This is a genomic window from Bacillus sp. B1(2022), assembly GCF_040259625.1.
GTDB classification, from domain to species: Bacteria; Bacillota; Bacilli; order Bacillales; family Bacillaceae; genus Bacillus; species Bacillus velezensis.
This window is the reverse complement of sequence record NZ_JANIFO010000001.1, coordinates 194,656-208,398: the sequence shown is the minus strand read 5'-3', so window position 1 is coordinate 208,398 and position 13,743 is coordinate 194,656. Positions and strand designations below refer to the sequence as shown.

The window sequence follows — 13,743 nt, the reverse complement described above, 5'->3', positions numbered from 1 at the left end:
TCATTCATTTTTCCCCCGTATCCTGCTTTCAGTCCCATTCCAAAATAACTAGCGGAATGACTGGTACATGACAGAATAAGACGGGTCCGGAGTGTTTACAAGAAATACACATTTTATATGCGGAAAGCCTTTCTCCTTTTAAACCATTTACAGGACGTTTATCACTCTTTTGAAATAATTTTAATAAATCTTTATATTCGTTCAAGAAATATTCATCCATAATTGTGAAGTTCTTGGTAAAACATCGAGGAACTCCTCTATTTTATAGAATGCATAAAAAAGGAATACCCGCTGAAAACTACAGATAACCAGGGAAGGAGGCGGTCTGATGTCTGCGGATAAACAAAACAAACGGATTCCCGGCGATTTTGAATCGGCTGTACGGGAAATGCAGGAGCTGATGTGTGTTTGCGGTGATTTTAAAATACGAAGGATTAAACTGCAGGACCGTCATACCGCTTTCTTTTATATTGAACAAATGATAGAAGAACAGAAGCTGAATGAGTTTCTGTTAAGCGACACCCTGCAGAACGGCCCGCTTGAGGAAACGATGAATGCCGTCAGCAGTGCGGAAACGGATGAAATCAGAAAACTCATTGACGGGATTTTGGCAGGACAGGTTGTTTTTCTCAGCGATGCATCGAGGAAAGCGAAGCTGTTTTCCGTCGGCCAGAATCCGCTGCGTTCCATTATGGAACCCGAATCTGAAAGTATCGTCCGCGGCGCCCATGACGGGTTTGTGGAAAGTTTGGAAACGAACATTCATCAGCTGCGGTTTCACATACAGGACCGCCATCTCTCCGTTCATTATATGGATATCGGGGAAAGAGCCAAATCAAAGGTTGCGGTTATCTTTGTTGAGAATATCGCCAATCCGGAGATTGTCGAGGAAGTGAAGCGGCGCCTGTCATACTTGCGTATAGACAGCGTGCTTGCGCCCGGGATTATCGAGGAATCAATAGAAGATAATTCGTTTTCCATTTTTCCGCAGATCATTCATACGGAACGGCCGGATAAAGCAAAAGCATGCGTAATGGAAGGCTGTGTACTGATCATGATGGACGGGAGTCCGTCGGCTTTGATTGCGCCGATCACATTCTTTTCTTTTTTTCAATCTCCGGACGACTACAGCACGAGGTGGATTTCTGCCAGTTTTTTAAGAGTGCTGAGATTTTTCGCCTTTATGATCGCGATTACGCTGCCCGCTTTTTATATCGCGCTGATTGCGTTTCATTTTGAAGTCATTCCCAACGATCTGATTATCACCATGAAAAATTCGATTGTTGATATTCCCTTTCCCCCGCTGATAGAAGCCATGATTATGGAAATTACGATTGAACTGATCCGCGAAGCCGGTATCAGGCTGCCGAGACCGATCAGTCAGACGATCGGCATTGTCGGCGGTCTCGTGATCGGTGACGCAGTCGTTCAGGCGGGACTCATTTCTAATATGATGATTATCGTCGTAGCCGTTACGGCCGTTTCTTCTTTTGTGCTTCCTTCATATGAAATGAGCACGTCCATCCGAACGCTCAGATTTCCGCTTATGTTTCTGGCATCCTCGTTCGGTTTTATCGGCATCGCACTCGGCTTCGGGCTTATTCTGATGAACCTGTGCAAGCTTGAATCACTCGGCGTTCCTTATTTATCATCTCTGACGCCGTTTCATTTCAGTGACTTGAAGGATGCATTTATCCGGCTGCCGGCTTGGTTTATTAAAAGAAGGCCTTTTTATTTGAGACCGCAAGACTCAAAGCAGATGAAACATGTTCGGGGGTGGAGAAAAGATGAAGCCTAAAAAAATCAGCCCGCTTCAAGGCGTGTTTTTCATTAATCAGACGCAGATCAGCATCGGCATTTTGGCGCTGCCCCATTTACTGATGATGAAATCGGGAAGCAGCGGATGGATTTCCATTCTGCTTACCGGATTGCTCGTCCAGCTTACATTCAGCCTGTATATGATATTATTTCACCGGTTTCCGAAGCTGAACCTGTACGAAATGCTGGAGGAGGTGTTCGGAACACTTGCCGGCAAAGGGGTGCAGGTGCTGTATATTTTATATTTCGCGTTTCTCTGCACGCTCATTCTTTCTGTATTTACACGGATATTGGATATCTGGGTGCTCCCGCAGACTCCGAATTGGGTGGTCAGCTTAATGCTGATCCTCGGTTCTGTCTATATCGCCCAGGCTCCGCTGAATGCGATCGCCAGGTTCAGCTTTATTTTAACGCCGTTTTTGCTGCTGATCTCTCTGCCGCTTTTATACACGCTGGGAAAAGCCGATATCACATACATTATGCCGATTTTTCACGGAACCGCAAAAGACATGCTTACCGGGGTGCAGCAAACACTTGTCAGCATTACCGGCTTTCAGGCGGCGCTCGTGATCGGGCCCCTTATCAACTGCACCGTCAGCCAGCGCTACAAAATACTGACGATTTCAAACATCTTGATTATCCTTTATTACCTGTATATCACCCTTACTTGCTTTGTCACAATCAGCCCCGAAGAAATAAAAATGATCCCGGAGCCTGTGCTGTACCTGTTAAAAACCGTTTCATTCAGAATTATCGAACGGACGGATCTGCTCTTTTTGACGTTTTGGTTCGTGACCGTCTTTTCAACGCTGGCCAACGTGTTTTACTTGGCAAGCACCGGCATTGCCAAGCTGTTCAATCAAAAAGATCACAGCCGGTTTGTTTATCCGCTGGCCCTGCTCGTCTTCCTTCTGTCTATTTGGGCCACAAGCACAGATAAAACGATACAGCAGCTGGATCAGTTTTTCCGCTTTTCCGATATTGTGTTTGTGTATTTGTTTCCGTTGTTTATGGTATTGATTGTCCTTGTACGCAAAAAGGGTGTCCGCCATGCGCATTAAAAAAGCGGTTCTTATCAGTCTCATGTGCGCAAGCCTGACACTTGCGGGCTGCTGGGATCAAAATTTGCTGAAAGATATTTCTCTCGTGCTGACCGCAAGCCTTGATGTTGATCATGACGGTAAAAATAAAATCGGCATCACCTATCGGAAGGTTCAGTCCTCTCAGGCGGAACAGGAAACGGGCGGCTCATTCATTACGACGGTGCTCAGCGCTTCCGGGCACACCATCCGTGAAGCGCGGTTTCAATTGGATAAGCTTGTCGATCAGCGCATTGACACGTCCAAGCAAAGAGTCTTATTAATCGGTGAGAAAATGGCGGAAAAACCGCTTTTTCCTTATCTCGATGTCTTCTACAGAGATCCGAAAAGCCCGCTTCTCGCTCATCCGGCGGTTGTAAAAGACGGCGAGGCGATTGAAGTGCTGAAGCTGATCGTCCGGCAGAAATTGATCGTCAGCAAGTATTTAACGAATTTATTAACAAGCGCTAATGCGGAATCAAATATCAGCATGGAAAATTTGCAATCCATCCGTTCAAGCATGCTGACGGCTGATAAGGATTTCGCCCTTCCTTATTTATCGATTAACGGACAGACGATAAAGGTAGAGGGTTCTGCCCTGTTCAGCGGCCAGCGGAAAGTGACTGAGGTGCTCGGTCAGGATTCGACCCTCCTGACCCTTTTAAGCGGGCAATTTAATAAATCGGCTAATATTAATCTGAAGCTGTGGGACAAATACAAAATGGATATTGAAAATTATCTTTCTCTCGGCATCACGGATGCCACGCGAAAGATTGTATTTATAGATACAGATCCGCAGCATATAAAAGTGAAAATCCGTTTAAAACTGAATGCACGCGTCTTGGAATATCCAAAGGACAAGCTGAATTCTTATACGGCAATCGACCAAATAAACAAACAAGCCTCAGCAAATTTGAACAGCCAGGCCAGATCGGTGATCAGCCATATTCAGGAGCACAACTCGGATATCCTCGGCATCGGCCGGAAATATCAAACCCATTATTATGAGCGGGGCAAGCGGCTCAATTGGCGTGGGGTCTATCCTTCCATCGAGATAATCCCTGATATCAAAGTGAGTATCTCACAAATCGGCATCGTGAACTAAAAGAGACCGCGGTCTCTTTTTTTGTTGCCAACCGAAATGATTCGTGTTACTCTTTTTATGTAAACGGTTACATAGTTGAAGGAGGAGTGTTTGTTGGCAACGATTAAAGATGTCGCAGGCGCTGCCGGCGTCTCTGTTGCCACGGTTTCGCGTGTCCTCAATGACAACGGCTACGTGCATGAAGATACACGAACGAAGGTCATGCTTGCCATGGAGAAGCTGAATTATTATCCGAATGAAGTTGCCCGCTCTCTTTATAAAAGAGAATCCAGACTGGTCGGGCTTTTGCTTCCGGATATTACGAATCCCTTTTTCCCTCAGCTTGCCCGCGGCGCTGAAGACGAGTTGCAGCGGGAAGGATACCGGCTGATCATCGGCAACAGCGATGAAGAATTGGAAAAAGAACTCGACTACCTGCAAACATTTAAACAAAATCAAGTTGCCGGTATTTTGGCGGCCACCCATTACCCCGACCTTCCCGAATACAGCGGCAGCCTTTACCCGGTCGTATTTCTGGACCGGACAAAAGAAGGCACCCCATCCGTATTCAGTGACGGGCGGGCAGGCGGAAAACGGGCGGCTGAGGAAATGCTTCGCGGCAAAAGCACAAGCATCACGCTTGTCAAAGGCCCAGCCCACCTTCCGACCGCTCAAGAACGTTTTAACGGCGCACTTAACGTGCTGCAAAAAGCGAACGCGCAGTTCAATGTCATCTCCGCCGCTTCATTTTCCATCAAGGATGCCGCCATTTTAGCAGAAGAATTGTTTGCAGCATACCCTGAAACCGACGGAGTCATTGCCAGCAACGACATTGCGGCGGCTGCCGTCCTCCATGAGGCGCTGCGGCTCGGCAAAAAAGTTCCGGAGGAGATTCAGATCATCGGATACGACGATATTCCGCAGAGCAGGCTTTTGTTTCCGCCTCTTTCAACCATCCGCCAGCCTGCATATGAGATGGGAAAACAAGCGGCAACCCTGCTGCTGCAATTGATAAAGAAAGAGCCGCCGAAAGAGACGGCCATTCAAATGCCCGTGACTTACATAAGAAGACAAACGACAAGAAAGGATGATCACCATGAGTGAAATTTGTGTTATCGGAAGCTGTTCTATGGATCTGGTCGTCACATCTGAACGGCGTCCGAAAGCCGGAGAAACCGTACTGGGCACAGACTTTCAAACCGTGCCCGGAGGAAAAGGCGCAAATCAGGCCGTAGCCGCTTCCCGCCTGGGCGCAAACGTATATATGGTAGGAAAAGCAGGCAATGACAGCTACGGAAAAGCGATTATTGAAAACCTGAAGGCAAACGGTGTCAATACGGACTATATGGAAACGGTTACACATAAAAAAAGCGGAACGGCTCATATTGTGCTCGCAGAAGGAGACAACAGCATCGTCGTCGTAAAAGGCGCAAACGATGACATCTCCCCCGATTATGCCAAAAGTGCGCTAGCAAAACTTCCCGGCATTGATATCGTGCTGATCCAGCAGGAGATTCCTGAAGAAACCGTTGAAGAAGTGTGCAGCTACTGCCGCGCGCAGCAAATTCCGGTTATTCTGAATCCCGCGCCGGCCCGGCCGCTGAAACAATCGACGATTGAGGATGCCGCATATCTTACGCCGAACGAACATGAAGCATCCATTTTATTTCCTGACCGGACGAAAGAAGAAGCGCTCGCCGGCTATCCCGGCAAACTGTTCATTACCGAAGGAAAACAAGGCGTGCGCTACTCAGACGGCACCGCGGAACGGCTTGTTCCCGCCTTCCCTGCAGAAGCGGTCGACACGACGGGAGCCGGCGATACCTTTAATGCGGCACTTGCCGTCGCACTCGCGGAAGGACGGGACATTGAGCAAGCGCTCCTGTTTGCCAACCGCGCCGCCTCCCTGTCCGTGCAGCACTTCGGCGCCCAAGGCGGCATGCCGGCCAGAAAAGAAGTTGAGGAGCTGCTGTCATGAAAAAACACGGAATGTTAAACAGCCACATTGCCAAAGTATTAGCCGATCTCGGGCATACAGACCTCATCGCAATCGCCGATGCGGGTCTCCCCGTCCCTGACGGTGTCCCTAAAATTGATTTGTCCTTAACGGCGGGCGTTCCCGCCTTTCGGGACGTGACCAGCCTGGTAGCCGGGGAGATGGCAGTCGAAAAGGTGATCGCCGCTTCCGAGATCAAAGACGCAAATCCTGAGAATGCAAGTTTCATAGAAAGCCATTTCTCAGCGCAGACGATCGAGTACATGTCCCACGAGGAATTCAAACGGCTCACACAGAAAGCAAAAGCCGTCATCCGAACGGGTGAAATGACACCATACGCCAACTGCATCCTGCAGGCGGGTGTGATTTTCTAGAAAGAAGGGATCCAGCATGCACATCGGCATGACAGACATTCATAAAGCATTCGGCAAAAACCAAGTGCTATCCGGCGTCTCATTTGAGCTTCTGCCGGGAGAAATCCACGCTTTAATGGGAGAAAACGGAGCGGGCAAATCGACGTTAATGAATCTGCTCACCGGGCTCTACCGGCTCGACAAGGGAAACATTACGATAAACGGAACAAATATGAGCTTCTCCAATCCAAAGGAAGCCGAAAAGCACGGAATTGCCTTTATCCATCAGGAACTGAATATATGGCCGGACATGACGGTGCTTGAAAACCTTTTTATCGGCAAAGAGCTGACGACGGCGTTCGGCGTTTTGGAAACGAAGAAAATGAAAGCGCTAGCAAAATCACAGCTTGAAAAACTGGGAGTCTCTCTTCCTCTTGACCGGGAAGCCGGACAATGTTCCGTCGGACAGCAGCAGATGATTGAGATTGCCAAAGCGCTGATGACAAACGCCGAAGTCATTATTATGGACGAACCGACCGCGGCGCTGACCGAACGGGAAATCAGCAAACTATTTGACGTGATGACGGCGTTAAAGCGGGACGGCGTATCCATCGTCTATATTTCGCACCGAATGGAAGAGATATTTTCGATTTGCGACCGGATCACCATTATGCGGGACGGCCTCACTGTCGATACGGCGCATATGAAAGACACTAATTTTGATGAAGTGGTCAAAAAAATGGTCGGGCGGGAGCTGACCGATCGGTATCCGACTCGCACGCCGTCACTCGGCGATAAGGTGCTCGAAGTGAAAAACGCCTCAAAAAAAGGAAGCTTTTCACAGATCAGTTTCCATGTGAGCGCCGGAGAAATCCTCGGCGTTTCCGGCTTAATGGGTGCCGGACGGACAGAAATCATGAGGGCGCTGTTCGGAATTGACAGGCTCGATTCCGGAGAGATCTGGATTTCCGGCCGAAAAACCGGCATTCGGGGTCCGTACGATGCCATCCGCAAGGGACTCGGCCTGATTACGGAGAACCGCAAAGATGAAGGGCTGCTGCTGGATACGTCCATTCGTGAAAATATCTCATTGCCGAACCTGACCAGCTTCTCTCCGAAAGGCATCATTGACCGAAAACGCGAGGCGGAGTTCGTTGAGCTGCTCATCAAGCGTCTGACCATTAAGACCGCATCTCCGGAAACCGCCGCCCGGCATTTATCAGGAGGAAATCAGCAAAAAGTCGTCATCGCCAAATGGATCGGAATCGGCCCGAAAGTTCTCATCCTTGATGAACCGACAAGAGGCGTCGACGTAGGCGCGAAAAGGGAAATCTATTCATTAATGAATGAACTGACCGATCGCGGAGTCGCCATCATCATGGTGTCTTCCGAGCTGCCGGAAATTCTCGGCATGAGTGACAGAATCATCGTCGTCCACGAAGGGCGCATCAGCGGAGAAATCAATGCGGCCGGCGCAACACAAGAACACATCATGACACTTGCCACGGGAGGGCAGCAGTATGAAAACTGAACCAATGACATCAACTGAACAAAAGCGATTTTCCATTCACACCTTTACGCAAAAACTCGGTCCGTTTCTCGGCTTACTGATTCTTGTGCTGATCGTTTCCGTTTTAAACCCGAGTTTTCTTGAACCCCTCAATATTCTCAACCTTCTTCGGCAGGTTGCGATTAACGCTCTGATTGCATTCGGAATGACGTTTGTCATTTTAACGGGAGGCATTGATCTCTCTGTCGGAGCCATCCTCGCCTTATCGAGCGCATTGGTCGCAGGTATGATGGTCTCAGGCATCGACCCGATCTTAGCCGTCATCATCGGCTGCGTAATCGGCGCCGTACTCGGCATGATAAACGGATTATTAATCACAAAAGGAAAAATGGCGCCGTTCATCGCCACTTTGGCGACAATGACCGTCTTTCGCGGACTGACCCTCGTCTATACGGACGGAAATCCGATTACGGGGCTCGGTTCAAATTACGCATTTCAATTATTCGGACGCGGTTATTTTCTCGGCATTCCCGTACCTGCCATTACGATGCTGATTGCGTTTGCGGCCCTGTGGGTTCTTCTGCACAAAACACCGTTCGGCCGCCGGACATACGCCATCGGCGGCAATGAGAAAGCGGCGCTGATATCGGGAATCAAAGTGCCCCGCATCAAGATCATGATCTATTCTCTGACAGGTTTATTATCAGCGCTGGCGGGAGCGATTCTGACATCACGCTTAAATTCCGCACAGCCGACGGCCGGGGAATCATACGAGCTGGACGCCATCGCAGCGGTCGTTCTCGGCGGAACGAGCCTGTCCGGCGGTCGAGGGCGCATCATCGGTACGCTGATCGGGGTTTTGATTATCGGTACGCTGAACAACGGCTTGAACCTTCTCGGCGTATCATCTTTTTATCAGCTCGTCGTCAAAGGAATCGTCATTTTAATCGCGGTGCTGCTGGACCGCAAAAAATCGGCATAGTAGGAGGACCATTATGAAGAAAGCCATCATCACGATCGCGGCATTATCACTGTTTTTGCTGTCCGCCTGTTCACTTGAACCGCCACAATGGGCAAAACCGTCAAACACAAAACATAAAAAAGAATTCACTATCGGGCTCTCCGTCTCCACATTGAACAATCCGTTCTTCGTTTCATTAAAAGAAGGCGTTGTAAAGGAAGCCAAAAAACGGGGCATGAAGGTCATTATTGTCGATGCTCAAAATGATTCATCTAAACAGTCAAATGACGTAGAAGATTTGATCCAGCAGGGAGTCGATGCGCTGCTGATCAATCCGACCGATTCATCAGCGATTTCAACAGCCGTCGAATCGGCAAATTCCCTCGGCATTCCCGTCATTGCGCTTGATCGTTCAGCCGAACACGGAAAAGTCGAAACGCTTGTCGCCTCTGACAATGTCAAAGGAGGAGAAATGGCGGCTGACTACCTCGCCGATCAGCTCGGAAAAGGCGCCAAAGTGGCGGAATTGCAAGGGGTGCCGGGCGCATCCGCGACACGGGAACGCGGAACGGGCTTTCATCATATTGCCGACAAAAAGCTGGATGTCGTAACAAAGCAAGCGGCGGATTTTGACCGTACAAAAGGATTGACCGTCATGGAAAACCTGCTGCAGGGACATCCGGATATTAAAGCCGTGTTCGCCCATAATGATGAAATGGCACTCGGCGCGCTCGAAGCGATTAACAGCTCAGGCAAACACATTCTGGTCGTCGGTTTCGACGGAAATAAAGATGCGATTTCTTCCATTAAAAACGGAAAGCTGACAGCCACGGTCGCCCAGCAGCCGGAGCTGATCGGAAAACTGGCGGCCGAAGCGGCGGAGCAGGTGCTCAAAGGAGAAAAAGTCAAAAAAACCATTTCCGCTCCATTGAAACTTCAAACACAAAAATAACCGGCCGATGTTTAGACTTCCGGTAAAACGTGAAAGGATGAAGTAAAAGGAGAGATACAGATGAAGAAAACAGCCAAAGCGGCATCCATTCTGACCCTTGCAGCGGGAATAACAGCGGCTTCAGCTGCCGGAATAACGCCTCTTCCCGAGACACACGCGCAGGAAGCGGTCAAAATTGACGATCTGTACAGCTACCCGCTTGACTCTTATCTCGTTTCCGCGGAAGCATTGAACGTCAGAACAAAAGCATCAGCAGCCAGTCCGAGAGCTGACACCCTTCATTTAGGCGACAGCTTAAAGATCGTTTCATTCCAGAACGCTGACTGGGCAAAAGTACATTATAAAAACGGAAAAACAGGATTTGTATCTACTCATTATATTGTTAAAGAAGCAACAACCGTAAAAACGACGGCAAAAACAAAAGTATATACAGACAAACAAGCGGTCAAAGCTTCCCTTGCTAAAAACACAAGCGTTTCTTTCCTCGGATGGAAAAAGACAGCCGGCGGCGGCATTGACTTCGGCTGGGCGCTTGTCGATTACGGGGGCGCAACGGGATATATCAGCACAAAAGATCTGCAAAAACTGACATAATATCAAAACGGATTTCGCAAATTCAGCGCGAAATCCGTTTTTTCTTTCTTGAGCAGTCAGAAACGTCTAAGGTTCGAAATATTTCTCAGGAAATATTGTCGGATGAAGATGAATGCATACGACTCTAAAATGGCTTCTTTATGTAATCCGCCAGGCGTTTTGCATTGTCACGGATAGCCGCAGCATCGGCGCTGCTTACCCCGTACATCGCGAAAGCCGGCAAATAGGTCATACCCGTAAAATTAGCCATTGCCTGAAACGGCCTTAAGAGCTCGCTCAGTGAAAAATGGTTAGACCCGCCTGCCTGATATGCATCCTCTCCGGCACCTACGGAAACAGCCAGCAGCAATTCTTTGCCGTGCAGCGCCTTTCCTTTGGAGCCGTAAGCCCAGCCATACGCCAGCACATGATCCATCCATGTTTTTAAAAGCGGAGGCGCACTGTACCAATACAGCGGGAATTGAAATACGATCCGGTCATACTGTTCACACAGCTGCCGTTCCTTTTCCGCATCTATTTTCCCGTCCGGATATTCTTTATAAAGCTCACGGACCGTGATTTCATCATGATTTTTTAATTCTTCTGTCCACGCCTTATTGACCGCTGAGTTGTCCATGTCAGGATGAACCGCTAATACCAATACTTTCACAGCTACCACACCTTTCCCTTTTGACTGTATTTTACCTAATCTTTGCCGGTTCAGCCAAATAAAAAGAAAGCCCCCGAGAAAAATGGGGCTTTCTTTTTTAATTTATTCCGGGCTTCCTTCAGTTGTTTCAATATCCTTCGCAAAATTCGGATTATCTAAATTTGCGTTGAAAAAGTCCGCCGTATTCGGAAGCTTGAGGTTCATATTCATTTTTTGAGAAATGGTCACTTTACAATCTTTAATGACATAGTCAAATACGTGTCCGCCGGAATTGCGTCCTTCATCAATGAAGTGCAGGTGATATCCGGAAACAGCGATGCCGTTTGCGTACCCCGGCGTCCAGAAGCCGGCGATTGTACCCTGAATGTCGTCAAAGTTGAACACAGGCTGTGTTTTCACCGCTTCGATCATCGGAACGTACGGTTTCTCCTGGCGTTCTACCGTTCTTGTCTGCACCTTTTTAAATACGCCGTCTAAACGGATCGCATAAAATAAGTTTTTACTAGGCAGAAGGCTGGCGATTTCCTGCTCGAATTCTTCACGGGTCATTTCGCCGTCGATCGTATGCGTCATATCCGGCGTGAAAAATGTGAATGAGCAGAATGGTGACAGGTCTCCGCCTTTAACAGGCGTAGCCGTTCCGTCGCCGCGCAGACGGTAAAATTCTCCGTCAAATCCGATTAATTCGCCGTCCAGTTTATTGAACGTGCCGATTCCGAAATCACCGAACTTCGGAATGTCAGCCATATCAAAATCTCCGTCATATACTCCGTCCAGCAGAGATGTCATTGTTGATACTTGATAGATCTGATCCTCAGGTGAGCCTTTTTCTCCGCGGCTCATCATATGGATGTCGCTTGCGTTTTTCATATTCCCTTCACTCCTTTTAAATTGGGCTGTTTTAGAAAACAGGTCATGGTGCGCAGAGTGCTAGAGAGCTTTTGCTTTCATTTTTTCTTTGAATTGCTTCGGAAGCATGTCGCTTGATAAATGGACATTGTCACTGTAATCGACAGGAATGTCAATGATGACAGGACCTTCTGTGTTCAAGCCTTTTTGCAGCACGTCTGCCAGCTGTTCCGGTGACTCAACGCGCAAGCCGGTGGCGCCGAAGCTTTCTGCATATTTTACGATGTCAATGTTTCCGAAATCTACGCATGACGTACGGTTATATTTTTTCATTTGCTGGAATGCGACCATATCATATGTGCTGTCATTCCATACAAGGTGAACGATCGGCGCTTTTAAGCGGACTGCCGTTTCCAATTCCATTGCAGAGAACAGGAATCCTCCGTCTCCTGAAACGGATACGACTTTTTCACCCGGATTCACCAATGTGGCGGCAATCGCCCAAGGAAGCGCTACGCCCAATGTCTGCATGCCGTTGCTGATCAACAGTTTCAGCGGCTCATAAGCGCGGAAGTAGCGGGACATCCAGATCGCGTGCGAACCGATATCGCAAGTGACGGTTACGTCGTCATCAATTGCATTGCGCAGTTCTTGGACGATTTGCAGAGGATGCACTCTGTCGGATTTATGGTCGCTTGGCGCCTTCTCGCTGTCTGTGAGCATCTGTTTTAATTCGCTCAGCACTTCTTGTTCACGGCTGCCCATATCAAATGTCACAGCGTCGTGTTCAATTTGCTTAACCGTAGCGGCGATATCGCCTAATAATTCTAATTCCGGCTGATAGGCATGATCGATATCGGCCTGGATTTCGTCAAGATGGATAATAGCACGGTCACCGTTTACGTTCCAGAACTTCGGATCGTATTCAATCGGATCATAACCGATCGTTAATACGACATCCGCCTGTTCAAGCAGAAGATCGCCCGGCTGGTTGCGGAACAGTCCGATCCGGCCGAAATATTGGTCTTCCAGCTCTCTGGACAATGTGCCGGCCCCTTGGTACGTTTCTACGAAAGGCAGTTTTGTTTTGGCAAGCAGTTTGCGGATTTGTTTTACCGCCTCCGGTCTTCCGCCTTTCATGCCGACTAACAGAACGGGAAGTTTCGCCGTCTGGATTTTCGCGATAGCCGCGCTGACCGCTTCTTCCGGTGCAGGGCCTTGTTTCGGCGCCGGCACGCTGCGTACGTTTTTCACATTTGTGATTTCATTCACAACATCCTGCGGAAAGCTCACGAAAGCCGCGCCTGCCTGACCTGCTGACGCTGCCCTGAAGGCGTTTGTTACCGCTTCTGGTATATTCCCTGTTTCCTGTACTTCTACACTGTATTTTGTAATCGGCTGAAATAGCGCCGCATTGTCCAATGATTGGTGTGTCCGTTTTAACCGGTCTGCGCGAATTACGTTACCCGCCAGCGCCACTACCGGATCACCTTCTGTATTAGCCGTTAACAAGCCGGTCGCCAAGTTGGATGCCCCCGGGCCTGAAGTAACGAGACAAACGCCTGGTTTTCCAGTCAGTCTTCCGACAGCCGCAGCCATAAATGCAGCGTTCTGTTCGTGACGGCATAAAACCAGTTCAGGTCCTTTATCTTTTAACGCATCAAATACTGCATCAATTTTTGCACCCGGAATGCCAAAAACATGTGTGACACCTTGCTCCACTAAGCAATCAACAACAAGCTCCGCCCCCCGATTTTTTCCAGAGGTTTTTAGTTCATTTGTTGCTTTTGCCAACACCCTCACTCCTTATTATGCATATTAAATATAAAATTTTAAGTAATTTGTGATATTATTCACTATACACTCTTTGGAAATTGACCTCCAATATCAATTCGCCG

Annotated in this window: 13 protein-coding genes; 10 read left to right on the top strand and 3 right to left on the bottom strand. The window is 48.5% G+C overall.

Annotation, left to right across the window (positions count from 1 at the left end; all coding sequences use genetic code 11):
- The first annotated feature begins 328 nt into the window (after positions 1 to 328).
- The 10 genes from NQS30_RS01115 to NQS30_RS01070 all read left to right on the top strand — a co-directional run bounded on the left by NQS30_RS01115 (position 329) and on the right by NQS30_RS01070 (position 10,347).
- Complete coding sequence (locus NQS30_RS01115; RefSeq protein WP_015240716.1) at positions 329 to 1,798, top strand: spore germination protein; 1,470 nt, start codon at positions 329 to 331, stop codon at positions 1,796 to 1,798.
- Positions 1,788 to 2,879, top strand: coding sequence for a GerAB/ArcD/ProY family transporter (locus NQS30_RS01110; RefSeq protein WP_218791400.1), 1,092 nt, complete (start codon positions 1,788 to 1,790; stop codon positions 2,877 to 2,879). Before NQS30_RS01115 ends, NQS30_RS01110 begins: the two co-directional genes overlap by 11 nt.
- Positions 2,869 to 4,002 (top strand): Ger(x)C family spore germination protein, encoded by a 1,134-nt coding sequence (locus tag NQS30_RS01105; RefSeq protein WP_015418364.1) that lies wholly within the window; start codon positions 2,869 to 2,871, stop codon positions 4,000 to 4,002. Before NQS30_RS01110 ends, NQS30_RS01105 begins: the two co-directional genes overlap by 11 nt.
- Before the next feature lie 93 nt (positions 4,003 to 4,095).
- Positions 4,096 to 5,085 (top strand): LacI family DNA-binding transcriptional regulator, encoded by a 990-nt coding sequence (locus NQS30_RS01100; protein ID WP_167340900.1) that lies wholly within the window; start codon positions 4,096 to 4,098, stop codon positions 5,083 to 5,085.
- Positions 5,078 to 5,959 (top strand): ribokinase, encoded by an 882-nt coding sequence (rbsK, locus tag NQS30_RS01095; RefSeq protein WP_007407520.1) that lies wholly within the window; start codon positions 5,078 to 5,080, stop codon positions 5,957 to 5,959. The genes NQS30_RS01100 and rbsK overlap by 8 nt, the downstream gene beginning before the upstream one ends.
- Positions 5,956 to 6,351: a D-ribose pyranase gene (rbsD, locus tag NQS30_RS01090; protein WP_007407521.1), complete on the top strand. Its 396-nt coding sequence runs from the start codon at positions 5,956 to 5,958 to the stop codon at positions 6,349 to 6,351. The genes rbsK and rbsD overlap by 4 nt, the downstream gene beginning before the upstream one ends.
- A gap of 16 nt (positions 6,352 to 6,367) precedes the next feature.
- Positions 6,368 to 7,861 carry a sugar ABC transporter ATP-binding protein gene (locus NQS30_RS01085; RefSeq protein WP_012118604.1) on the top strand — a complete coding sequence of 498 codons (1,494 nt, stop codon included), beginning with the start codon at positions 6,368 to 6,370 and terminating at the stop codon, positions 7,859 to 7,861.
- A complete protein-coding gene (rbsC, locus tag NQS30_RS01080; RefSeq protein WP_012118605.1) occupies positions 7,851 to 8,822 on the top strand; it encodes a ribose ABC transporter permease RbsC in 972 nt (323 codons plus the stop codon). The genes NQS30_RS01085 and rbsC overlap by 11 nt, the downstream gene beginning before the upstream one ends.
- A gap of 13 nt (positions 8,823 to 8,835) precedes the next feature.
- Positions 8,836 to 9,753: a ribose ABC transporter substrate-binding protein RbsB gene (gene rbsB, locus NQS30_RS01075; RefSeq protein ID WP_007407524.1), complete on the top strand. Its 918-nt coding sequence runs from the start codon at positions 8,836 to 8,838 to the stop codon at positions 9,751 to 9,753.
- A gap of 60 nt (positions 9,754 to 9,813) precedes the next feature.
- A complete protein-coding gene (locus tag NQS30_RS01070; RefSeq protein ID WP_007407525.1) occupies positions 9,814 to 10,347 on the top strand; it encodes an SH3 domain-containing protein in 534 nt (177 codons plus the stop codon).
- 124 nt (positions 10,348 to 10,471) lie between these two features.
- On the opposite strand, the gene NQS30_RS01065 is transcribed toward NQS30_RS01070, so the two are convergent.
- The 3 genes from NQS30_RS01065 to alsS form a co-directional block, all read right to left on the bottom strand.
- Positions 10,472 to 10,996, bottom strand: a complete 525-nt coding sequence (locus NQS30_RS01065) for an NAD(P)H-dependent oxidoreductase (protein WP_007407526.1) — start codon at positions 10,994 to 10,996, stop codon at positions 10,472 to 10,474.
- Between the two features lie 102 nt (positions 10,997 to 11,098).
- Positions 11,099 to 11,866, bottom strand: a complete 768-nt coding sequence (gene budA / locus NQS30_RS01060) for an acetolactate decarboxylase (RefSeq protein WP_003151318.1) — start codon at positions 11,864 to 11,866, stop codon at positions 11,099 to 11,101.
- Positions 11,867 to 11,926: 60 nt separating this feature from the next.
- The gene (gene alsS / locus NQS30_RS01055) at positions 11,927 to 13,639 is read right to left on the bottom strand and encodes an acetolactate synthase AlsS (RefSeq protein ID WP_007407527.1); all 1,713 of its coding nucleotides are present in this window, start codon (positions 13,637 to 13,639) and stop codon (positions 11,927 to 11,929) included.
- Positions 13,640 to 13,743 lie beyond the last annotated feature (104 nt).